Source organism: Falsiroseomonas sp. E2-1-a4, assembly GCF_051433165.1.
GTDB lineage: Bacteria > Pseudomonadota > Alphaproteobacteria > Acetobacterales > Acetobacteraceae > Falsiroseomonas.
Genome location: NZ_JBHMFS010000009.1, coordinates 133,597 through 155,011, shown reverse-complemented (window position 1 = coordinate 155,011; position 21,415 = coordinate 133,597). Strand labels below are relative to the sequence as shown.

Below are 21,415 nucleotides of genomic sequence, written 5' to 3'. Positions count from 1 at the left end.
GAGGTCCCCGCTGGTACGTTCGGAAGTCTTCCCCCTGCCCAATGAGTTCTTGAATCCGCGTTGATTCGTTCAGAATCCGGTACTTTCTGTTCGGACCTGCCGACACGATGTTCAGATTCCTGAACTGGCATTCCACGCCCGGCCCATCAGGCATGCACCCATCGCCCGCGTCCCGCGTTGCTGCTGACGACACCGGTCGGTTTTAGCCTTTTCATGCATCTGCAATGGCCCTCCCTGCCCGTTTCGCTCGCCGCCGCCTTCAGCGGCATGGTCACCCATGTCGCGGAGCGGGAGCGCGGCGCGGCGCTCGGCCGCCTGCCACCAGCCGCCGCGCCGACCGAGGCTGAGGGGCTGCCGGCATGATCCGGGACCTCGCCGGCTGCACCGTGGTGATGATTGAGGATGATCCGGTTTTCGGTCGCGCCTTGGCGCAGCGCCTGCGCCTGGCCGGCGTCATCACCCATTGGGCACAGACCGCCGCGGCCGGGGAGGCACTGCTGCGCTGCCACCGCCCGCATCTGGTCCTCTGCGACGTCCAGCTGCCGGATGGCGATGGGGAGGCGCTGATGGTCCGGCTGATGCCGGAACTCGGCGGCGTGCCCGTGGTGATGACGACCGCCTCTGGCGGCCTGGACCAGGCGGTGCGGCTGCTGCGCGCCGGGGCCGATGACTACCTGGCGAAGCCCTTCCCGGCGCAACGCGTGCTCGACAAGCTGCGGGCCTCCGATCGCGCCGATGACGGGGCCGTGGATGCCGCGGACCTGGCCTCCGTGCTCGACCCGCCCGGCTGGCGGTCCCCGCCCATGCTGGCCTTCCAGGGAGAGCTGGAGCGCGTGGCCCGGGCGGAGGCCACGGTGCTGCTGACCGGTGAAAGCGGCGTCGGCAAGGGGGTGGCCGCGCGCCGGCTGCATGCCCTGTCCGGCGCCCGGGCCGCGGCGCCCTTCGTGGTGGTGGATTGCGCCGCCCTGCCGGCCGAGACGGCCGCGGCCGAGGCCGCCCTGTTCGGCGGCGAGGACACCCCCGGCCTGGTGGAGGCCGCCGGCGCCGGAACCCTTTTCCTGGACGAGGTTGGCGACCTGCCCGCCGCCTTCCAGGCCCGGCTGCTACGGCTGATCGCGGAACGCCGCTTCCTGCGGATCGGCGCCACGGCACCGGTGGAGACCGAGGCGCGCATCATCGCCAGCACCAATGCCGACCTGCCCGCGCGCGTCGCCGCGGGCGCCTTCCGCGCCGATCTGTGGTTCCGGCTATCCGGCATCCCGCTGGCCCTGCCGCCGCTCCGCACCCGTCCGGACGACCTTCAGGACCTGGCGCGGCACTTCCTGCAACGCTTCGCCCCATCCGGGCGCAGCTTCGCCGGGGATGGCATGGCGGCGATGCTGGCGCATCCCTGGCCGGGCAATGTGCGGGAACTGCGGAACCGGGTGGAGCGCGCGGTGCTGCTGGCGGACGCCCCGGCGCTCGGCGCCGCGGATCTGTTCCCGGAACGCGCCACGATGACGGTGCCGCGCCCGGTGCCGCCCAGCGAGGTGATGAATGCGGCGACCGAGACAGAGCCACTTTCCCTGGCCGAGGCGCGCGATACGGCGGAACGGGCGCATATCCAGCGCGTGCTGGCCCGCTGCGGCGGGCGGCTCGGTGATGCGGCCGGGGCGCTGGGCGTTTCGCGCACGACGCTGTGGGACCGGATGCGGCGGCTTGGGGTTTCGGCGCGGTGAAGGGTGGCGCCGGGCAAATATGTCGGCGGAGGGCGGATGGTGCCGACACCCGGGATTGAACCGGGGACCTACTGATTACGAATAAGCGTTTGGGGTCCGCCACGCGGCGACACGATGCGCCATAACCCTACGTTTTCCTTGCCTTTCAGCCCGGACCATCTGATTATTCCCGCCATGGATTGCCTTGCGGACCCGCCTGCCGGGTCCGCACGGGGTCCGCAGGTGGAGATAAGCGGGCCATGGCGAGACTGACCGAAAAGCTGATTGCGTCGCTCGACCTGCCGGACGGGAAGCGCGAGGCCTGGGTATCCGATGCCGAGGTTGTGGGGCTGCGCGTGCGGGCCACGGCAGGCTCCAAGACCTTCTATGCCGCATGGACCGACCGGGCGACCGGCGAGCGGCGGCGGGAACGCCTGGGGGTGTGGGGCGGCATCACGCTCGACCAAGCCCGGACGGCGACCCGCGCCATTCTGGGGGAACTCGCCAAGGGCGATGATCCGAAGGCCAAGCGCGCCGCGCGGAAGGCGGCGGCGGACCTCGACCGAGCCGAACGCGCTTTGACCCTTGAGACGCTGGTGGATGATTGGGCGAAGCTGCATCTGGCCGGAAAGCGCCCGCGCTATGCCGCCGAGGCGGTCCGGGCGATCAAGCACGCCTTCCCGGCGCATCTGACGAAGCCCGCCGTAAGCCTGACGCGCGCGGAGGCGGTGAACACGCTGGATGCGCTGGTGAAGGCCGGCACCGTCGCCATAGCTGGCCGGACCCTCGCCTATGGCCGCGCCTGTTATTCGTGGGGAGTGAAGCGCGGGAAGCTGGCCGGCAACCCGTTCCTCAATCTGCCCATTCCGGCCGGTGTGGTGGCCCGTGAGCGGGTTCTGTCCGATGCCGAGGTGGGGAGGGTTTGGACCGCCGCCGCAGCCATGGGTGAGCCTTGGGGGCCGCTGTTCCGCGTGCTGCTGCTGACGATGGGCCGGCGCGATGAAGTGGCCGGGATGCGCTGGTCGGAACTGTCCGCAGACCTCGCCACATGGACCATCCCCGGCGCGCGCATGAAGCGTGGCGCGGCGCATATCGTGGCGCTGCCGGAGGCTGCGCACGATGCGCTGCGCGTCGTCACGCGGGTGGATGGGCAGGACTTGGTTTTCTCCACCACCGGCAAAACCGCAGTCTCGGGATTCACCAAGGCCAAGACGGCGCTCGACGGGGCGGCGAAGGTTTCAGGCTGGCGGCTGCACGATATCCGTCGCACGGGTGTCTCCGCGCTGGCCGCGATGGGGTTCAACCCGATGGTGGCGGACAAGCTGCTGGCGCATCAGCCGAGCACGCTGCACGGGGCTGGCCGGGTGTATCAGCGTCACGATTTTGCGGAGGAACGGAAGCGCGCGCTGGAAGCGTGGGCCGCGCATATCCTGCGCTGCGCCGAGGCGAAGCCGGAAGCCGATCCGAAGGTGACGGTGCTTTCCGCGACACGGGCGAGGCACCGCGCGGTCTGAGAATGTTGCACTTTCTTTACGCGCACATTGCGGGGTGACACCGGACATTACGAAGCCCCGCCATTTGCGCTATCTACCCTCCATGGGCCGCGCCATCCGGGCATGGCCCTGACGCCAGAACAGCAGCTCGAAATCGACGCCGCGATCTGGCTTCGCAAAGTTTGGTCCGGCGGGATCATTGCCATGGTGGCAGCGATCCTCGCAGCACCCTCTACGGGGGAAAATCCGGCGCCGATCGGCACAAGGATGGCCCCCCCCACGTTTGCCGCGTGGAGAGGGCCGGACTTGATTGTCAGGATCAAGGGCGGCCGGGGCCGCCGGACGGGATCATAGTGCCGAACTGCACAAAGCAAAGCGTAATTGGCACGCCTTATGAAACGACCGGTGCCCGACTGACCCCTGAAAGGGGTATTCGTGGCAGTTATGTATTTGACGGAACGTGATTTTTCCGCGCGCTATCAAATCTCCACGCGAACGCTGCAACGCTGGCGTTTGACCGGGGACGGTGCGCCCTATGTCCGCATCGGACCGCGCCGGATCGTGTATCCGCTGGCCGCAGCCGAGGCCTGGGCCGCTGCGCGGACCTACCCGCACCGCGCCGCCGAATTGGCCGGCGCTGCGCCGCTCCGCGACCGCACCACCGCATAAAACGAAAACCGCCGGGCGCATGGAGCGACCCGGCGGCGATGCGTTTGGTGGTGGGATAAGGCGGTGGTGACGCTCGCCTTTTAGCATACCGCGCGCTTCGCGCCACGCTCCTGTTGCGTCCTGGCCTCGTGACAGGACCTCGACATGCGACCTCCGAATCCCTGCCCTACCTGCGGCCGGCGGCACCGGATGCGGCGTGCCATCACGCTCGCGCCGTTGCCTCTGTTCCAATGGATTGCGCCAGACCCGCCACCACCACCGCCGGCAGCGCGCCGGGACTGTGGTGCGCGCCTCGTGCTGCGCGATGACCTGCGCGATGCCGATGGCGAACCGCGCGCCTGCATCACGATCCCCGGCCGGCGTCTGCCGTTGGCCTATCCGAATCTCCGCGCCGCCCTGGCCGCGCTGCAATCCATGGAGGCCGCACATGCAGGCCGCTGAGACGCTCGACCCCCACGCCATCACGCTCGCCACCGCACGCGGCAGGCGCCTATGCAAAACGCGCCACGCGGACGGCACCACCGCAGATTACGACCGCGCGCGCATCCTCGACCTCAACGCGGTGGTGGCGCCCGACCTCAACGCGCTGCACCAGCTGCTGCACGACCTGCTGACGCGCCGCGACACCTGCATCCTGCGCGGCGCCATCCGTGATCCAGCACGCGCACGGGCGGTGCGCCGGCTGGTGCATCCTGACCCGGAAACCGGGGAGGCGCCGACGCTGGCCGAGGCGGCGCGGCAATGGCTGGCGCTGGATATGGACAGTCTGCCGCTGCCGGGCGGGACCGATATCCTGGATCTGATCTGCTGCGGTGAACTGGCGCGGGCTGCGCTGCCGCAAGCGTTTGATGGTGCCGCCTGCATCGTGGGTGCCACCGCCGGCCATGGCTTCAAACCGGGCGCCCGGTTGCGCCTTTGGTTCCTGCTGACGCGCCCGCTTGCTGGCGCCGAGTGCAAGCGATGGCTGCGCGGACACCCGGTTGACCGCAGCGTGTTCGGCGCGGCGCAACCGATCTATTCGGCTGCGCCGCTGTTCATCGGGATGGCGGACCCGCTGCCCTGCCGCATGGTGCTGCTGCCGGGTGAAGATCGGGTGACGCCACCAGCGCCTGCCGAACTGACGCCACCACCGCCACCGCAGACCATGGGGAGGCCGATAGCGCCCGCTGGAATTGATTGGGGTATCGGCAGCACCGAACGCCTGGCCGGGCTGATCTACGCGGTCCGCAGCGCGCCCGATGGGGAGCGGCATCCCATCCTGTTTTGGGCCGCCTGCCGGGCCGGTGAAATGGTGGCGGCCGGTGAGCTTGAAGCCGGCGCCGCTGCGGCGGTGCTGGCAAACGCCGCCATGGATGGGGGCGGACAGGACAAGCACCGCACCGAGGCCACCGCCTGCGACGGCATAGCGCGCGGCATCGCGGAGGGCAGCCGATGAAATCCGATCCTCGATTCCATGAAGCCCTGGCCGCCGCCAGCATGGCCCGCGGCCATGGTGAAAAGCGCCCGCTGTTCCGCCCGCTGCCGCCCGCACTCGACTACCCGGCGCAAGCCCTGGGTCCGCTGCGCTACGCGGCTGAGGCGGTGCAGATGCGGACGCAGGCGCCTTTCGCTCTCTGCGCGCAATCCGTGCTGGCGGCGACAACGCTGGCGGTGCAGGCGCAGCGGAATGTGGCGCTACCCGGTAGCGGGGAGAAGCCGTTGACCGGCCTGTTCGTTTCCGTGGCTGAAAGCGGGGAGCGGAAATCCTCTGTGGATCGCGTGGCGCTGGCGCCGGTCTATCGGATTGAAGAACGGTGGCGGGGTGAAAACGGGGCGCTGGTGGATCGGTTCCGCGCGGACCTCGCGGCGTGGAAAGAGGCCTGTGAGGCGATGAAGAAAAAGCACAAGGGCGACCGTGGCCTTATCCGTGATGGGCTGCTGCATCTTGGCTCCGAACCCAAGCCCCCGCCGCACCCAATGCTGCTGATCGCGGACCCGACGCCGGAGGCGCTGGTGCTGCACCTGGCGGAAGGCCGCCCCTGGGCCGGTGTGTTTACGGCGGAGGGCGGCGTGCTTATCGGCGGGTCCGCCTTCAACGATGAAAGCCGGATGCGGACCGGCGCGTTGATGAACACGCTTTGGGACGGCGATCCAATCCGCCGCCGCCGGGTGATGACCGGCGCCACCTTCCTGCCGGGCCGGCGGTGCAGCGCGCATATCATGATGCAGGCGGTGGTGGCGGACCGGCTATTCGGTGACGCTACGCTCGACGGGATCGGGATGCTGGCGCGGGTGCTGCTGGTGGCGCCGGAGAGCACGGCGGGAACCCGCATGTTCAGCACGCCACCGGATGCCTGCCGGGCCACGCTCGACGCCTACAACGACCGCCTGACCCTGCTGCTGACGCGCCCGCCAGTCACGCGCCCGGACGCATCCGACGTGCTCGACCCGCCCGCCCTGACCCTGACGCCAGAGGCGGAAGCGGTGTGGATCGCGTTCCACGACCACGCCGAGCGGGCCATCGGTGACGGTGGCGCATGGCGTCCGATCCGCGCCTTCGGTGCCAAAGCGCCCGAGCACGCGGGGAGGCTGGCGGCGGTGCTCGCCACCTATGCGGACCCGGATGCCATGGAGATCGGCGCCGAGTATGTGGCGTGCGGCATCGCGCTGGCGCAGCACTACGCCGCCGAAATGCTGCGCTTGATTGGTGCCGCCAGCGTCACGCCCGAACTGCGGCAGGCGGCGGCGCTGCTGCGCTGGTGGCAGGATCGGCGGGACCCGCAATGCCACCTGGCACAAATCTACCAGACCGGACCCGGCGCCATCCGATCCGCAGCGGCGGCACGGGCGGCGGCTGCGACCCTTGAAGATCACGGTTGGCTGCGGCGGCTGCCGGTCGGGAGCGAGGTTGATGGTGCGAGCCGGCGGGAGGCCTGGGAATTGGTGGAGTGAGCGAATCCGCTTTCGACCCCTGGGCCGCGCTGGCGAAAATCCGGGCCGAGGGGTCCGCCCCTGCTAAAGCTGCTAATCCTGCTAATCCGGCGCCTCCGATTAGCAGCCTTAGCAGGATTAGCAGGGGGCCACCCTGGCAACCGGAAAACCGGGATGCCGCCGCCGAGGCCGCCGCGATGGCTGCCGAGGCGCGCGGTGACTTCGGGCAGCCCGCGCCGGAGGCGGACCACCGGGCCACTGTGGCGGGCTATATGGCGGCCGGGCTTCAACGCCCGCCGTCATGGTCCGACCCGACGCCACCACCGGCCGGCGCCTGGTGTTCATGTTGCGGCCGGGCGGACCGGCGGGCCGGGCGATGGTGGACGGAAGTCAGCAATTCGCGCGGCTGGCGCTGCCGCACCTGTCACCCGCCGCCGCCGGGACTGGCGGTGGTGGAGCGCGCGGCCTGACTGAATTTTTTCAACTATGGGAAATAATCTCCGCGTGCGGATGGGCGCGGTCCCGGGGGGGGTGGAAGCTGGCGTGATTCTGCCCCCCCCCAAGCAGCACGAACAGTCACAGCCGCCGGGTTCCGTCTCCCTGTTTCGGGTGTGCGACCTACGCAAAATTGTGCGACACGGCAACGAAGCCGTGCCACCGTTGGCCTGTCAATGCGGCGGGGAATGGGGCCATGTTCCGGATCATTCAGTGGCTATTCAATCAACCGATTGATCCACCCGAGCAGCCGGAAACGACCAGCGACAGGTCAAACCCGGAACCGAACACCAACGAAGGTTACCGAACAAATGTTCGGACCGTTCTAATCCCGAACCTCGCGAGTGGAGGACACTACGAAAAAGACCTGAGCAGTCCATTTTGGAACGCAATGTCGAAAATGACAGAGGGTTCGTTTGTCCGTTACGAGAGTGTAGATCGGGAGTGGCATGTCTTTGCCGTGGTTGATCCGCCCGCCTACGGGCGACTTGGCCATCACGATCTGAGTATTGTCGTGCGCCGGGTTTCGACCCTGCGGGAGTTTACCATGCCAGCGAGGCTGCTGAGTCCGTGCGACGCATCATTCAGACGTCGCGATGGTAGCCGCATCCGGCCGGGCGAAGGGCACCGCTGAGGCACAGCCACGGGACGGCAAAACAGCGGGAGGGGAAGCCGCTTCGCCGAGTTGCCGCCCACGCTCTTGGTGCAGCTATGTGCCCCAAGGGAAAGGCGCGGCCCCTGCGAGCAAGGCGCGCGAAAATTCAAGGCCGCCCCAGAGGGGGGGTGTCATTTGTCGGATGGGGCTGCCGTCGGGACCGGCGGTAAAGGAAAATAGCCGCGTCCACGTTTCAAAGTGCAGGGGGGCGGATACTCTGGCCGGATTGCCTCCGGGACCGGCGCCAGGTCCGCAGATCAAACGCAAACACGGGAAATCACGCGCGCGCGCGCACGCAAGGGGGGGGTAAAATCTCTAGCGGCGAGCCAAGCCCGGACCGGACCTCCCGCACCGCATCTATAAACCACGACATTTCCGGTTCCCCGCGCGGGTCCCTCTTGGGAGCCGGCACCGAAGCGGTTCGGGGGGCGGCCGGACGTTAGGCGCCGAATGGACGAAGGGGTTCCTCATCCTCGCGAGGGGTGATGCTACCCGGCCGAGGCGGCACGACTACCTGACCTGCGCGCCAACGCCCCCCGTATTCACACGGTCCGGCCGAGGACCCGAACAGGCTTTGCCTCCTAGGCAATAGGCGTATTCTCTCCTAATGCCCCGCCAGCTTGATCCGGATTCGCGACACAACGGCCCTCTTGCTGCCGATGGCTATGTCCGCATCGGTCGCCAGCTTGCGGACGCGGACAGGATCTATTTCACAATCCATTGCGCGGGTGCGAGCGGATGCCATCGGGTCCGCCCCCTATCCATTCGGGCAGCCTTCCGGCTGTTAGGCCAGGACCCAGGCCGCAGCGTGAACGCTCTGCGGCGCCGGCTGGTGTGCGCCGCGTGTGGCGGGCGGCACATTGTAATCGACGTGCGGGCGGATGCGCGCCCTTGGGAATTGTTCGTGCAAGCCGGGCCGCTGCCGGAGACGCGAGCGGACCTAACCGACACCTAAAATTCGACCGAGTTTCTGCCCGACGGGTCCGCCAGGGGTCCGCAAGCCTAATCGAAATGTCCGATCCGGCCACATGCGCGCTCTAAGCCATTGGAAAGAATGGTGCCGACACCCGGGATTGAACCGGGGACCTACTGATTACGAATCAGTTGCTCTACCGCTGAGCTATGTCGGCGCACCAACAGCGCGGCCCTATAGCGCCGCGCGCGCCGCGCGACAACCCGCTTCCGAACCCTCCCATGACCGCGCGCCGCGAAGCTGCTAGCGTCGGCGCGCATGCGTCGCCTCCTCCTCCTCCTCGCCATCCTCCTCGTGGGCGGTCTCGCCGCCTGGGTCCGGTACGGATTGCCGCCGCGCGTCGGCATCGCGCTCGCAACCCAGGGCACGGCGCTGGAGGCGGTCTATGCCACCGGCACGGTGGAGCCGGAGCAATGGGCCCGCATTGGCCCCGCCATCCGCGGCCGCCTAACCGAAGTGCTGGTGGAGGAAGGCGAGCGCGTCACCGAAGGCCAGCCCCTCGCGCGGCTCGATGACCGCCAGGCCCGCTCCGCCGCGACGGAGGCCGAGGCCCGCGCCCGCTTCGCGGTGGAGGATCTGTCCCGCACCCGCACCCTGGTGGCGCGCGACATCACCGCCCGCACCACGCTGGAACGCGCGGAGCGGGATGCCCAGACCGCCCGCGCCTTCGCCGATGCCGCGAACCAACGGCTGGATGACTATGTCGTGCGCGCCCCCGCCTCCGGCCTCGTCCTGCGCCGCGATGCGGAACTGGGGGAGGTGGTAGACACGCCCGCCGCCCTGTTCTGGGTGGGCGAACCGCGCCCCCTGCGCATCACGGCGGAAGTGGATGAGCAGGACATCGCCCGCATCACTCCCGGCCAGCGCGCCCTGCTGCGCGCGGATGCCTTCCCCAATCGCCCGATGACCGGGGAAGTTGGCCAGATCACGCCAAAGGGCGATACGGTCCGCAAGGCCTATCGCGTGCGCTTGACCCTGCCGGATGACACGCCCTTGCGCATCGGCATGACCGTGGAGGCGAACATCGTGCTGCGCGAAACGCCGGATGCGGTGCTGGTGCCGCCGGCCGCCGTGGTGCTGCCGCCGGCGCCGCGCGATGCCTCCCCCACCGCCCCGCCCGCAGCACCCCCCGGCACCACGCGCCGCGCCCATCTCTGGGTGGTGGAGAAGGAAGTGACACAGCGGCGAGAGGTGGAGATCGGCGTGCAGGCGCCGCGCAGCATCGAGATCCTGCGCGGCCTGGCCGCCGGCGAAGCGGTGGTGCTGAACCCGCCGGAGGGGCTGCAGGATGGCGCCGCGGTGCGGCTGGAACGCACGGCCGCGCCATGAGGCTGCTGCTGGACCTGGCGCGCGGCATGCTGACGCGGCGGCTGCGGCAGACCCTGGTTTCGGTCACCGGCATCGCGCTGGGCGTCGCCTTCTTCATCGCCACCGCCGCCATCATGCGCGGCTTCCAGACCTATTTCGTCACCCAGATCATCGACGTCTCGCCCCACATCACCATCAAGGACGAGACCCGCCGCCCCACGGCGCAGGCGGCGGAGCTCGCGCATCCGGATGGCGCCGTGCTGGTGCATGGCGTGAAGCCGCGGGACCGGGTGCGCGGCATCCGCAATGCCGGGCAGAAGGTGGCGATCCTGGAGGCGATTCCGGGTGTCGCCGCCGCCCCCGTACTGCAGGCGCAATCCCTGTTGCGCTACGGGTCCCGCGATGTCTCCGCCGTGCTGACGGGGCTGGAGCCGGAGCGGCATCGCCGCGTCTCCAACATCGAATCGGACATGATCGCCGGCACGCTGGAGGATCTGCGCCGCTCGGCCAACGGCATCATCGTCGGTGAGGCGCTGGCCTGGCGGCTTGGCATCGGCATGGGGGATACGCTGTCGGCCGTGGCACCCAACGGCACGGTGCTGTCGATGAAGGTGGTGGGCATGTTCCGCACCGGCATCCAGGCGGTGGATCAGGGCCACGGCTTCGCGCTGCTGAAGGTGGCGCAGGTGCTGGCGGACCGGCCCAATGTGGTGAACCAGATCCTGATCCGCCTGGCGGACGTCACCCAGGCCGAGCCGATGGCCCGCCAGATCGAGGCCCGCTTCGGCGACCGCACCGAAAGCTGGGAAGAACAATCGGCCAATATCCTGACCGTCTTCGTCATCCAAAACGCCATCATGTTTTCCGTCACGGGCGCCATCCTGCTGGTCGCCGCCTTCGGCATCTACAACGTGATCTCGACGGTCGTGATCGAGAAGACGCGCGACATCGCCATCCTGAAATCCCTCGGCTTCACGGAAGGCGATATCCAGTTGCTGTTCCTGGTGCAGGGCATTGTCGCCGGGCTGCTCGGCGCGCTGGTGGGCTGCGTGCTGGGGGCGCTGATGATCGAGGGGCTGGCCCTGGTCCGCTTCGGCACCAACACCCCCTCCGGCCAGGGGCAATTCCTGCTGGACCGGGACTGGCGGCTGTATGTGCTGGCCAGCTTCTTCGCCATGGTGGCGGCGGCGCTCGCCTCCGTCATCCCGGCCCGGCGCGCCAGCCGGCTGGACCCGGTGCAGGTGGTGCGGGGCGCCGCCTAGTGCCGCCGCTGCTGGAGGCGCGCGGCGTCACCAGGCGCCTGCCGGAAGGCCCGGTGCTGGTGCGGGACATCAACCTGACCCTGCGGGCGGGGGAGTTCATCGCCGTCACCGGCCCTTCGGGTTCCGGCAAGTCCTCGCTGCTGTATCTGCTCGGCCTGCTCGATCGACCGAGTGAGGGGCATGTCCTGCTGGAGGGCAAGGATACGGCGCGGCTGCCAGCCTCGGAACTCGCGGCGCTGCGTCTGGCGCGGCTGGGCTTCGTCTTCCAGTTCCACTTCCTGCTGCCGGAATTCACCGCGCTGGACAATGTGCTGATCCCGATCCGCCGCCGCGGCCTGCTGCGCGGCGCGGCGGCGCGGGACCGGGCCATGGCGCTGCTGGATGCCTTCGGCCTGGCGCCAGCGGCGCAGAAACTGCCGGAACAGCTTTCAGGTGGCATGCGCCAGCGCTGCGCTATCGCCCGTGCCCTGGCCAACGACCCGGCGCTGATCCTGGCGGATGAACCGACCGGGAACCTGGACAGCGTCAACGCCGCCGCCGTCTTCGACATTTTTGCAAGGCTGACGCGGGAGGAGGGCTGCGCGGTGGTGGTGGTGACGCATGACGCGGCACTCGCCGCCCGCGCCAGCCGGCGGGTGAACCTGGTGGACGGCGTCATCGAAAGCGACGCCGCCCAGGGTTAGGCGCCTACCCCACCGTCGCCGGCAGCGTCTGCGGGCTGGCCCAGTTGATGGTGCCGACGGCCTGGCATTTCGGGCAGACCGGCGTCCACTGCTCATGGTCGGTGCCGCAGGAGGCACAGCGCCAGCGCGGCTCCGGTGCGGCCGTTGCGGCCTGGCGCAGCCAGCGGGCCTGGGCGGCGCGGCCCTCCGGCGTCTCGCCGTGCTCGGCCTCCTCCAGGTCGCTCATTGCCAGGAAGGCGCGGCGATCGGCCTGGCCGGAGGCGACCAGCGCATCCAGCTCCTGCCGCGCCCGGCCGGTCAGCCCGGCTTCCAGCGCCGCGCGGCCCACCAGCAGCCGGCTTTCGGCATGGCGCGGGTTGCCCTTGACCAGCACTTCGGCGGATTTCATCCGGGCCAGCGCATCCACGTCGTCGTGCAGATAGTCGCGCGCCAGGTCGGGATGCGGCTGCGCGGTCCAGGCCTGTTCCAGCACGGTCCGCGCCCGGCGCGGGCTGCCGCCATCCTTCAGGCGCTGCGCATGGGCCAGTGCCACCGGCGCGAAGGCCGGGTCGGCGGCAAAGCCTTGGCGTTCCAGTTCCGCGGCGCGCGCCACATCCGGCTCCTGCCCCGCCGCGGCCAGCGCCAGCGCGGCCTTGCCGGCGCCGGGCGGGGCCAGAGTCAGCGCCTCCCGCCAGTCACGCATCCGCAGTGCCAGCGTCTCGCGTTCCTGGCGCAGCCAAGCGGCGCCGGGCTGGGCGGCCTCGGCCTCCCGCGCCAGGCGCTGGGCGGCGGGCCAATCCTCGCGCTGGATCGCCTGGCGCAGCAGGCCGCGCAGGCCCAGGAAACGGGCATCCGGCGTGGCGGCGAGCTGGCGGAAGATCTCGGTCGCCGCTTCCTCCCGCCCGGCCAGGCGCTCAGCCTCGGCGGCCAGCAGCAGGGTCTGCGGCGTGTCGCCCAGCCCCTTGCGGGCGCGCTTGACCTCGATGCGCGCGGCATCCGGCGTGCCGGCGGCCAGCGCCACCAGGGCACGGGTCACCGCGGTATCGCCCTCGTCACGGCGCCGGGCAACCTTGCGGGCGCGCATCCGGCCCGGCAGGCGCCGCAGCGCGGAGATCGCCACCAGCAGCAGATGCAGCACCATGAACAGCACCGCCAGCAGCAGCAGCGCCACCGGCAGGCCGACCAGCACCTCCGCATCGCCGATGCGGATTTCCACCGCGCCGCCGACCTGGGCGAGCCACAGGATGCCGGCGATGCCGGCGATGAGAAGAACCAGGTAGATCAGGGCGCTCCGCATGATCCGGTCCTCAGCCCGCGGCCAGGGCGCGCAGCGCGGTGCGGGCGGCGATCAGCGCCTCCGCCTGCTCGACCCAGGGCTGCATCGCCGCCTGGGCCGCTGGCGAGAGGCGGCGCAGCGGCGGCAGGCTGCCTTGCAGGTCACCAGCTTCCAGCGCCCGGCGAGACTTCTCGATTTCCGCGGCGGCGGCGTCGCCCCACAGAACCTCCTCACCCCGCCGCACCGTCACCAGGCCGGAGAGGCGGGAGACGGCGGAATCCAGCACGCCCTGGCCCTGGCGGGCCGGGTCGCTGGCCGCATGGGCGGCGCGGGCGGCATCCTCAAAGGCGAGGCGCAGAGCGGATTCGGTCGGCGGTGCGACGGCCGCGAAGCGGGTCAGTGCCGCTGGCGCCTCGCGCAGCGTGCCGAGCGCGCCACCCAGCGGCGCGCCGGCCTCGAGCGCGGCGCGAAGCTGGTCCAGCGTGGCGAGCCGGCCGGCGCGACCTTCCAGCGCGGCGAGCCGCTGCGCCTGGCCTTCCAGTTCCTGGATGCGCGCCGCCTGCGCGGTGTTCTCCGCGCGGCGCTCGGCCAGTGCGGCGTCCAGCGCGGCCAGCCGCTCCGTCAGGCGCGTTTCCAGGGTGCCGAGGCGTTCGCCAACCTGCGATTGCGCCTGTTCGGCGGTGCCAAGCCGGGTCGCCAATTCGCGGGCCACGCCCTCGATGCGGGCGGAACTGGCGGTGGCGCGGGCTTCCTCCTGCTGGATCGCCGCCTCGGCGCGCTGCGCCAGGCCATCGACGCGCTGACCCAGGGCTTCAACCGCCGCACGCGGCGCCAGATTTTCCAGCGCGCTGCGCGGTGCGAGGCCCTCCAGCGCGCTGCGCGGTGCGAGATCCGCCAGCGCACTCCGCGGCGCAAGATCCTCCAGCGCGCTCCGCGGCGCGAGATCCTCCAGCGCGCTCCGCGGCGCGAATTCGCTGGTATCCGCCGCCGGCCGCGCAGTGGCCTCCCGCGCGGCCTGTTCGGCGGCGGCGATGCGGGTCTCCAGCGGTGCGAAGTCCGGCCCGCCACGTCCCTCCAGCGCGGCCAGCCGCTGCTCCAGCGCCGTGATCTGGCCGGTCAGCGCCGGGTCCGGCGCGCGGCCGGCCTCCTGCGGCAACGGCCGGGCCAGCAACCAGGCGACAGCGCCCACGAGCACCACGGCCGCGACCAGGATGGGCAGGGCGGCCGGGTCCAGGCGGAAGCGGCGGAAGCGCTCGGCGACGGAGGGGGGCGGGGTCTGGCTCATGGGTCTCCTGGCGCAGCTAGAGCATGTTCAGGTCGGGCAAGGCCGCTGTGACGTCTCGCAAACTAAGGTCGGGCTGCCCCGCTCCGCGGGACGGGGCCGAGCAGCGCCAGCAATGCATCCTCGGTCGGCCGTGCCGCAACCCGCAGGTCGCGCCACGACAACGGGGCGAGCGCCGTCCGGGCCGCTTCCGCAACCCGGGGGCTGATCACCAACGCCGCCATCCGTGCGATCGTCTCCGCATGCCCGGCCTCCCGAAACAAAGTGATGGCACAGCGCGCGGACCGAGGCGAGTGGAACAGGATGGCGGCCGGCACCGTACCCGCCGCCAGCGCATCCCGCACCGGGTCCGGCAGCGTGCTGGCGGGCCGTGCGGCATAGGCAATTCGGCGCATCACCCGGAAGCCGCGGCCGCGCAAATCCGTTGCAAGATCCAGCGCATAGCCTTGCCCCACCGCCAGCAGCAGCGGCCCCGCCTGCGGGTCGAGTCGCGCCGCGGCCAGCCGGGCGAGGTCCTCCGCCGTGCCCGCCGCCGCCTCCGCCAGCGCCCAGCCGGCGGCGCGTGCCGCCTCCGCCGTCGCGTCCCCCACCGCCAGCAGCGGCAGGGAAGCGGGTGCGGGCAGCGCGCGGGCGGCGGCGCGGCTGGTCAGCAGCACGGCCTGGCAGGGCGGCAGGGCAAAGCGGCGCGGCGCCAGCACCAGGGCGGGCGCAAGCAGCGGTTGCCAGCCCAGCGCGGAGATCCGCGCGGCGGTCTCAGCCCCGCCCGGCTCCGGGCGCGTTACCAGAACCGTGGGGCGCTCCGCCGGCAAGCGGCTCTCAGGCGAACAGGTCGGCGGGGCTGTCCCGGCGCAGGCTGTCGCCCAATTCCCGCCCGAGCGCCACCGCATCTGCCACCGTGCCGAGGGCGCTGCGCTTCAGCAGGAAGGACCCATCGGCGCGGGCCACCAGCCCGGTCAGATGCAGGCTGCCATCGCCCAGCAGCCGCGCATGTCCGCCGATCGGCGTGCGGCAGGAGCCATCGAGCGCGGCGAGCAGGCTGCGTTCGGCCTGGCTGACCGCCGCCGCCTCCCGGTCCTCGATGGCGGAGAGCAGTTCGAGCAGGTCCACATCATCCGCCCGCACCGTGACGCCGACGATGCCCTGGCCGGCGGACGGGACCATCGCATCCGGGTCCAGCACGACGGAGGCGCGATCCTCCATCCCCAGCCGCCGCAGCCCGGCGAGCGCCAGCAGCGTCGCCGCCGGGCCGCCCTCGGCCGCCAGCTTGGCGAGCCGGGTCTGCACATTGCCGCGGATCATCTCGATCTTGAGGTCCGGCCGCGCATGCAGGATCTGCGCCTGCCGACGGACGGAGGCGGTGCCGATCACCGCGCCGGCCGGCAGCGCGGCGAAGGGGTCCGATGGGTCCGGCGTGCCGCAGCGGGGGCCGAGGATCAGCGCATCCCGCGCATCCTCCCGCCGCAGGGTGCAGGCCAGCACGATGCCGGGCGGCAGTTCGGTTTCGAGGTCCTTCAGGCTGTGGACGGCGAAATCGATCCGGCCATCCAGCAGCGCCTCATGAATTTCCTTCGCGAACAGGCCCTTGCCGCCGATATCGGCCAGGCGCTTGTCCTGGATCCGGTCGCCGGAGGTGGCGATGGCGTGTTCCTCAAAGGCCTTCGCATCGCGCAGCACCGGGCAGAAGCGGGTGATGATCGACACGAAGTGCCGCGTCTGCCACAGCGCCAGCGGCGAGCCGCGGGTGCCGACACGAAGCGGTAGGCTGCGGAAATGCGGCCGGATGGGGTTCGGCGCCTGGAGGGCATTCGGCCCGTCATAGGGCTTGGCAGGATGAACGGCGGACATGCCCGCCTATTAGGCCCCCCATGGCGCCGTTGAAAGTAGCGCCGCTGAAAGATGCGGCCGATGAAAGGGGCCAGGATGATGGAACCGATGCGCGCGTTACGGAACGAGGATCTGGTGCTCGGCCTCGAATCCTCCTGCGACGAAACCGCCGCCGCGATCCTGCGCGCCGATGGCACCATCCTGGCGGAGGCCGTGCTGTCCCAGCTTGCGGAACACACGCCCTATGGCGGCGTGGTGCCGGAGATCGCGGCGCGGTCCCACCTGGCGCATCTGCCGGGACTGGTGCGGCGCGTGCTGGACCAGGCGGGCACCACCCCGGCCGGGCTGGCGGCGGTGGCGGCGACGGCCGGGCCGGGTCTGATCGGCGGGTTGATCGTCGGTGCCACCTTGGGGAAGGGCATCGCGATAGCCCAGGGCATCCCCTATCTCGGCATCAATCACCTGGAGGGCCACGCGCTGACGCCGCGGCTGCCGGGGGTGCATCCGGGTGGCCTGGCCTTCCCCTATCTGCTGCTGCTGCTCTCGGGCGGACATTGCCAATGCGTGCTGGTGGAGGGGGTGGGCCGGCACCGCCGCCTCGGCACCACGCTGGATGACGCGGTGGGCGAGGCCTTCGACAAATCCGCCAAGCTGCTGGGTCTGCCCTGGCCGGGCGGGCCGCATCTGGAACGGCTTGCGGCAGATGGCGATGCGAAGCGCTTCACCCTGCCGCGGCCGCTGCTCGGCCGGGCGGGCTGCGACTTTTCCTTCAGCGGGCTGAAGACGGCGGTGGCCAACATCGTGGCCAAGGGGCTGGATGCGCAGGGCCGCGCGGATCTGGCCGCGGGCTTCCAGGCCGCCGTCTCCGCCACCCTCGCGGACCGCGCGGCACATGCGCTGGCCATGGCGCCGGAGGCAACGGCACTGGTGGTCTCGGGCGGGGTCGCGGCCAACCAGGGCGTGCGGACGGCGCTGGCCGGGGTGGCGGCGCGGGCCGGGCTGCCGCTGGTGGCGCCGCCGATCCGGCTGTGCACGGACAACGCGGTGATGATCGCCTGGGCCGGGATCGAGCGGTTGCGCGCAGGGCTGACGGAAGGGTTGGACCACGCGCCGCGGCCGAGGTGGCCGCTGGCGGAACTGGCAGGACAGGAACCCGCAAGGTTCCCTGGCGTTCTGCCCGTCCAATCCCTCGGAGGCCACCCGCAATGACCATGCTCCCCCGCCTCGCCGCCGCCCTGGTTCTCACCGCCGCGGTCGCCGCCTGCGGCCAGACGCCAGGCCAGCGCGCCGTCTCCGGCGGCCTGCTGGGCGCTGGCACCGGCGCCGCGGTCGGCTCGCTTTCGGGCAATGCCGGCACGGGCGCGCTGATCGGTGGTGGCGTGGGTGCCGTCGGCGGCGCGGTGACCGCGCCCCGTCGCTATTAATGGGCCGCTACTGAACAACCAGCCGGGTTGCGCCGCCCCAGCGGCGGCGCTACCCGCAGCGGCGTGAATTACAGACACGCCTTCCACGCCGGCAACGCCTGCGACGTCGCCAAGCACGCGCTGCTGGTGGCCCTGCTCCAGGCCCTGCGCGGCAAGGACAAGCCGTTCCGGGTGCTGGACACCCATGCCGGCCTCGGCAGCTACGTATTGACCTCGGCCGAGGCGGAGCGCACCGGCGAATGGCGCCAGGGCATCGGCCGCGTCGCCGATATCACTGAAGGCCCGCTAGGGGATTACACCGCCCTGGTTCGCGCCGCCGGCTTCCCGGACATCTACCCCGGCTCCCCCGACATCGCCCGCGCCCTGCTGCGCCCGGATGACCGGCTGGTGCTGTGTGAGCTGCACCCGGAAGACCATGCCACCCTCCGCGCCCGCTACAGCCGGGATCGCCAGGTCGCCGTGCATCTGCGCGATGCGTGGGAGGCCGTGGGGGCGCTGACCCCCTTCCCTGAGCGCCGCGGCCTGGTCCTCATCGACCCCCCCTTCGAACAGCCGGGCGAGTTCGATCGCTGCGCCGCCGCCCTTGCCCGCCTGCGCCACCGTTTCCGCGCCGGCATCATCGCCTGCTGGTATCCCATCAAGCACCGCGCCCCCGTCCGCGCCTTCCACACCGCGCTGCGCGATGCTGCCGTGCCGGATTGCATCACGGCGGAGCTGCTGCTGCGCGAACCCACGGACCCCACCCGCCTGAATGGCTGCGGCCTGCTGGTCGCCAATGCGCCGCATGGCTTCGCCGAACAGGCGGAGGCGATCCTGGCCGTGCTGCTGCCGCATCTGGCCGCCGGCGAGGCCGGTGCCGCCGCCGCCGTCCAGCGCATCACCCCGGAATAGGAAGCCAGGCCATGCCGCGCGCCCGCCGCATCGCGATCCTCGGCGCCGGCGCCTGGGGCACGGCGCTTGCCCTGCAGGCGGCGCGGGCGGGGAATGGGGTGGCGCTGTGGACGCGCGACGCCGCCCGCGCCGCCGCCATGGCGCAGGCCGGGGAGAATACGCGCTACCTGCCCGGCCATCCCCTGCCCCCCGCCATCAGCGTGACCGCGGAGGCCGCAGCGGCGCTGGAGGGCGCCGCCTTCGCCCTGGTGGTGGTGCCGGTGCAGCATCTGCGCGCCGTGGTCGCGGGCCTGCCGCCCGGCGGCTGCCCGCTGGTGGTCTGCGCCAAGGGGGTGGAGCGCGGCACGCTGTGCCTGCCGCTGGAAATCCTGGCCCAGCTTCGCCCGCAGGCGCATGCCGCCGTGCTGTCCGGCCCCAATTTCGCGCATGAGGTGGCGGCCGGCCTGCCAGCCGCCGCCGTGGTCGCCAGCCGCGACGCCGCACTGCGCGGCCTGGCGGCGGATCTGCTCGGCACCTCGGGCTTCCGGCTTTATGGCGGCGACGATCCGATGGGCGTGCAGGTCGGCGGCGCCGCCAAGAACGTGATTGCGATCGCGGCCGGCGCGGTGATCGGCGCCGGGCTGGGGGAGAATGCGCGCGCCGCGCTGGTCACCCGCGGCCTGGCCGAGCTGTCCCGACTGGCCGTGGCCCTTGGCGGGCGGGCGGAGACGGCGGCGGGTCTGTCCGGCCTGGGCGACCTGCTGCTGACCACCACCGGGCCGGGCAGCCGCAACACCTCGCTCGGCATGGCGCTGGCGCGCGGCACCGCGCTGCAGGACATACTCGCCAGCCGCGCCGGGGTGACGGAGGGGGTGGAGACGGCGCCCGCTCTGGTGGCGCGCGCCGCGAAGACGGGGGTGGAGTTGCCGGTCTGCGCCGCCGTGGCGGATTTGCTGGCCGGCCGGCTGACCATCGAGGAGGCGATCGGCCGCCTGCTGGCTCGGCCGCGGCGGGATGAGTAGCGGGCCGCGCAGGACGCTCGCGGTTCGGCTCGTCACCTGCACCCAAACCCTCTCGCCCCGTTGGGGGGAGAGGGCTCCTGGCGGGCCTATGGCCGGCCGATGGACCGGTAGCTGAAGCCGGCTTCGCGCATCGTCTCCGGCTCATAGACGTTGCGCAGATCCTCCAGCACCGTGCCGCGCATCGCCTTCTTCAGGTTTTGCGGCGACAGGGCGCGGAACTCGTTCCACTCCGTCAGCACCACCAGCGCATCGGCGTCGGTGGCCGCATCCATGGCGCCGGTCGCATAGACCACGGACTCCGGCAGCAGGCCCTTGGCATGCTCCATCGCCACCGGGTCATAGGCCCGCACCGTGGCGCCGGCCTCCACCAGCTTGGGCACCACCACCAGCGACGGCGCATCGCGCATGTCGTCGGTCTCCGGCTTGAAGGCCAGGCCGAGCACGGCGATGGTCTTGCCCGCCACGCTGCCGCCGCAGGCCGCAATGATGCGGTCCGCCATCTGGCCCTTGCGGGCGTCGTTGATGGCAATCGTCGTCTCGATCAGCGTCAGCGGGCTGTCGTGGTCGCGCGCCGTGCGGGCCACCGCCAGCGTGTCCTTCGGGAAGCAGGACCCGCCATAGCCCGGGCCGGGGTGCAGGAACTTCCGCCCGATGCGGCCATCCAGGCCGACGCCGCGCGCCACGTCATGCACATCGGCGCCCACCTTTTCGCAGAGATCGGCGATCTCGTTGATGAAGGAGATCTTCATCGCCAGGAAGGCGTTCGCCGCATACTTCGTCAGCTCCGCCGTCTCCAGCGAGGTGTTGACGATCGGCGTCTCCATCAGGAATAGCGGCCGGTAGATGCGGCGCAGCAACTCCCGCGCCCGCTCCCCCACCGGGCCATCCTCGGTGCCGACCACGACGCGGTCCGGCCGCATGAAATCGCCGATGGCGTTGCCTTCGCGCAGGAATTCCGGGTTGGAGGCGACGGCGATCTCCAGGTCCGGCCGGATGCGGGAGACGATCTCCTTGATCTTGCGGCCGGTGCCGACCGGGACGGTGGATTTCGTCACCAGCACGATCGGCGTCTTCGCGGCGCGGGCCACCTGCTCGGCGGCGGCGAAGACGTAGGTGAGGTCCGCATGGCCATCGCCGCGGCGGGACGGGGTGCCGACCGCCAGGAACACCGCATCGGCACCGGCCATCGCCGCATCCAGGCTGGTGCTAAATTCCAGCCGGCCGTCGCGGACATTATCCGCGACCAGCGCATCCAGCCCCGGCTCATAGATGGGGATACGGCCTTCCTTCAGCGCCGTGATCTTGCTGGGCTCAGCGTCCACAACATGCACCTGCATGCCGAATTCGGCGAAGCACGCGCCAGACACCAGGCCGACATATCCGGCCCCGATCATCGCAATCCGCACGCGCCACTCCGTTGCGTTGGGGAACCGCTGTGTATCCCGTGCAACCGCCCCGATCAAACCCCGCTGCAACGCAGCATTGCGTGAGGTCGCGGCGTGGCGCTGGACGCCGCACCGGCTGGCGGCTAGACGGGCCGCCGCCAGCCAACCAGATGGGGGTGCGCGTGCCGGACGCGGTGGAAGTGCGCTT

At 71.0% G+C, this 21,415-nt stretch carries 19 protein-coding genes and 2 tRNA genes; 14 read left to right on the top strand and 7 right to left on the bottom strand.

The genetic code is table 11. The annotated features are described in order from the left end of the window. The first annotated feature begins 213 nt into the window (after positions 1 to 213). Together ACFHNC_RS12195 and ACFHNC_RS12190 are read left to right on the top strand one after the other, a co-directional pair. On the top strand, positions 214 to 363 hold the full coding sequence (locus ACFHNC_RS12195; RefSeq protein WP_437169491.1) for a hypothetical protein: 150 nt from the start codon (positions 214 to 216) through the stop codon (positions 361 to 363). Then, positions 360 to 1,718 (top strand): sigma-54-dependent transcriptional regulator, encoded by a 1,359-nt coding sequence (locus ACFHNC_RS12190; protein WP_437169490.1) that lies wholly within the window; start codon positions 360 to 362, stop codon positions 1,716 to 1,718. The genes ACFHNC_RS12195 and ACFHNC_RS12190 overlap by 4 nt, the downstream gene beginning before the upstream one ends. Positions 1,719 to 1,755: 37 nt before the next feature. On the opposite strand, the gene ACFHNC_RS12185 is transcribed toward ACFHNC_RS12190, so the two are convergent. Next, positions 1,756 to 1,826, bottom strand: a tRNA-Leu gene (locus tag ACFHNC_RS12185). 131 nt (positions 1,827 to 1,957) lie between these two features. Between ACFHNC_RS12185 and ACFHNC_RS12180 the strand changes: the two genes are divergently transcribed. From ACFHNC_RS12180 to ACFHNC_RS12160, 5 genes are all read left to right on the top strand, one after another. Further along, positions 1,958 to 3,211: a tyrosine-type recombinase/integrase gene (locus ACFHNC_RS12180; protein ID WP_437169489.1), complete on the top strand. Its 1,254-nt coding sequence runs from the start codon at positions 1,958 to 1,960 to the stop codon at positions 3,209 to 3,211. An 837-nt stretch (positions 3,212 to 4,048) separates the two neighbouring features. Further along, entirely contained in the window at positions 4,049 to 4,300 is a 252-nt protein-coding gene (locus tag ACFHNC_RS12175) for a hypothetical protein (RefSeq protein ID WP_437169488.1), read from the top strand. Then, complete coding sequence (locus ACFHNC_RS12170; RefSeq protein ID WP_437169487.1) at positions 4,287 to 5,294, top strand: hypothetical protein; 1,008 nt, start codon at positions 4,287 to 4,289, stop codon at positions 5,292 to 5,294. Before ACFHNC_RS12175 ends, ACFHNC_RS12170 begins: the two co-directional genes overlap by 14 nt. Beyond that, positions 5,291 to 6,790 (top strand): YfjI family protein, encoded by a 1,500-nt coding sequence (locus ACFHNC_RS12165; RefSeq protein WP_437169486.1) that lies wholly within the window; start codon positions 5,291 to 5,293, stop codon positions 6,788 to 6,790. The genes ACFHNC_RS12170 and ACFHNC_RS12165 overlap by 4 nt, the downstream gene beginning before the upstream one ends. 670 nt (positions 6,791 to 7,460) lie before the next feature. Next, positions 7,461 to 7,898 carry a hypothetical protein gene (locus ACFHNC_RS12160; RefSeq protein WP_437169485.1) on the top strand — a complete coding sequence of 146 codons (438 nt, stop codon included), beginning with the start codon at positions 7,461 to 7,463 and terminating at the stop codon, positions 7,896 to 7,898. Between the two features lie 1,076 nt (positions 7,899 to 8,974). On the opposite strand, the gene ACFHNC_RS12155 is transcribed toward ACFHNC_RS12160, so the two are convergent. Continuing rightward, a tRNA-Thr gene (locus ACFHNC_RS12155) sits at positions 8,975 to 9,049 on the bottom strand. Positions 9,050 to 9,150: 101 nt separating this feature from the next. Between ACFHNC_RS12155 and ACFHNC_RS12150 the strand changes: the two genes are divergently transcribed. From ACFHNC_RS12150 to ACFHNC_RS12140, 3 genes are read left to right on the top strand one after another with little or no spacing between them, the layout of a single operon-like run. Then, positions 9,151 to 10,221: an efflux RND transporter periplasmic adaptor subunit gene (locus ACFHNC_RS12150; protein ID WP_437169484.1), complete on the top strand. Its 1,071-nt coding sequence runs from the start codon at positions 9,151 to 9,153 to the stop codon at positions 10,219 to 10,221. Beyond that, positions 10,218 to 11,462 carry an ABC transporter permease gene (locus ACFHNC_RS12145; protein WP_437169483.1) on the top strand — a complete coding sequence of 415 codons (1,245 nt, stop codon included), beginning with the start codon at positions 10,218 to 10,220 and terminating at the stop codon, positions 11,460 to 11,462. The genes ACFHNC_RS12150 and ACFHNC_RS12145 overlap by 4 nt, the downstream gene beginning before the upstream one ends. Next, the gene (locus tag ACFHNC_RS12140; protein WP_437169482.1) at positions 11,462 to 12,145 is read left to right on the top strand and encodes an ABC transporter ATP-binding protein; all 684 of its coding nucleotides are present in this window, start codon (positions 11,462 to 11,464) and stop codon (positions 12,143 to 12,145) included. Before ACFHNC_RS12145 ends, ACFHNC_RS12140 begins: the two co-directional genes overlap by 1 nt. 4 nt (positions 12,146 to 12,149) lie before the next feature. Here ACFHNC_RS12140 and ACFHNC_RS12135 read toward each other — a convergent pair whose 3' ends face one another. The 4 genes from ACFHNC_RS12135 to hemC form a co-directional block, all read right to left on the bottom strand. Then, positions 12,150 to 13,421: a heme biosynthesis HemY N-terminal domain-containing protein gene (locus tag ACFHNC_RS12135; RefSeq protein ID WP_437169481.1), complete on the bottom strand. Its 1,272-nt coding sequence runs from the start codon at positions 13,419 to 13,421 to the stop codon at positions 12,150 to 12,152. Between the two features lie 10 nt (positions 13,422 to 13,431). Then, a complete protein-coding gene (locus ACFHNC_RS12130) occupies positions 13,432 to 14,685 on the bottom strand; it encodes a hypothetical protein (protein WP_437169480.1) in 1,254 nt (417 codons plus the stop codon). A gap of 62 nt (positions 14,686 to 14,747) precedes the next feature. After that, positions 14,748 to 15,491: a uroporphyrinogen-III synthase gene (locus ACFHNC_RS12125; protein ID WP_437169479.1), complete on the bottom strand. Its 744-nt coding sequence runs from the start codon at positions 15,489 to 15,491 to the stop codon at positions 14,748 to 14,750. A gap of 7 nt (positions 15,492 to 15,498) precedes the next feature. Beyond that, positions 15,499 to 16,527 carry a hydroxymethylbilane synthase gene (gene hemC, locus ACFHNC_RS12120; RefSeq protein ID WP_437169478.1) on the bottom strand — a complete coding sequence of 343 codons (1,029 nt, stop codon included), beginning with the start codon at positions 16,525 to 16,527 and terminating at the stop codon, positions 15,499 to 15,501. A 75-nt stretch (positions 16,528 to 16,602) separates the two neighbouring features. Here hemC and tsaD point away from each other — a divergent pair, with 75 nt between their 5' ends. From tsaD to ACFHNC_RS12100, 4 genes are all read left to right on the top strand, one after another. Beyond that, complete coding sequence (gene tsaD / locus ACFHNC_RS12115; protein WP_437169477.1) at positions 16,603 to 17,715, top strand: tRNA (adenosine(37)-N6)-threonylcarbamoyltransferase complex transferase subunit TsaD; 1,113 nt, start codon at positions 16,603 to 16,605, stop codon at positions 17,713 to 17,715. Continuing rightward, positions 17,712 to 17,930: a YMGG-like glycine zipper-containing protein gene (locus ACFHNC_RS12110; RefSeq protein ID WP_437169476.1), complete on the top strand. Its 219-nt coding sequence runs from the start codon at positions 17,712 to 17,714 to the stop codon at positions 17,928 to 17,930. The genes tsaD and ACFHNC_RS12110 overlap by 4 nt, the downstream gene beginning before the upstream one ends. A 63-nt stretch (positions 17,931 to 17,993) precedes the next feature. Continuing rightward, positions 17,994 to 18,821: a 23S rRNA (adenine(2030)-N(6))-methyltransferase RlmJ gene (locus ACFHNC_RS12105; protein ID WP_437169539.1), complete on the top strand. Its 828-nt coding sequence runs from the start codon at positions 17,994 to 17,996 to the stop codon at positions 18,819 to 18,821. Between the two features lie 11 nt (positions 18,822 to 18,832). After that, positions 18,833 to 19,822 carry an NAD(P)H-dependent glycerol-3-phosphate dehydrogenase gene (locus tag ACFHNC_RS12100; RefSeq protein WP_437169475.1) on the top strand — a complete coding sequence of 330 codons (990 nt, stop codon included), beginning with the start codon at positions 18,833 to 18,835 and terminating at the stop codon, positions 19,820 to 19,822. 86 nt (positions 19,823 to 19,908) lie between these two features. Here ACFHNC_RS12100 and ACFHNC_RS12095 read toward each other — a convergent pair whose 3' ends face one another. After that, the gene (locus tag ACFHNC_RS12095; protein WP_437169474.1) at positions 19,909 to 21,228 is read right to left on the bottom strand and encodes a UDP-glucose dehydrogenase family protein; all 1,320 of its coding nucleotides are present in this window, start codon (positions 21,226 to 21,228) and stop codon (positions 19,909 to 19,911) included. Positions 21,229 to 21,415: the final 187 nt, after the last annotated feature.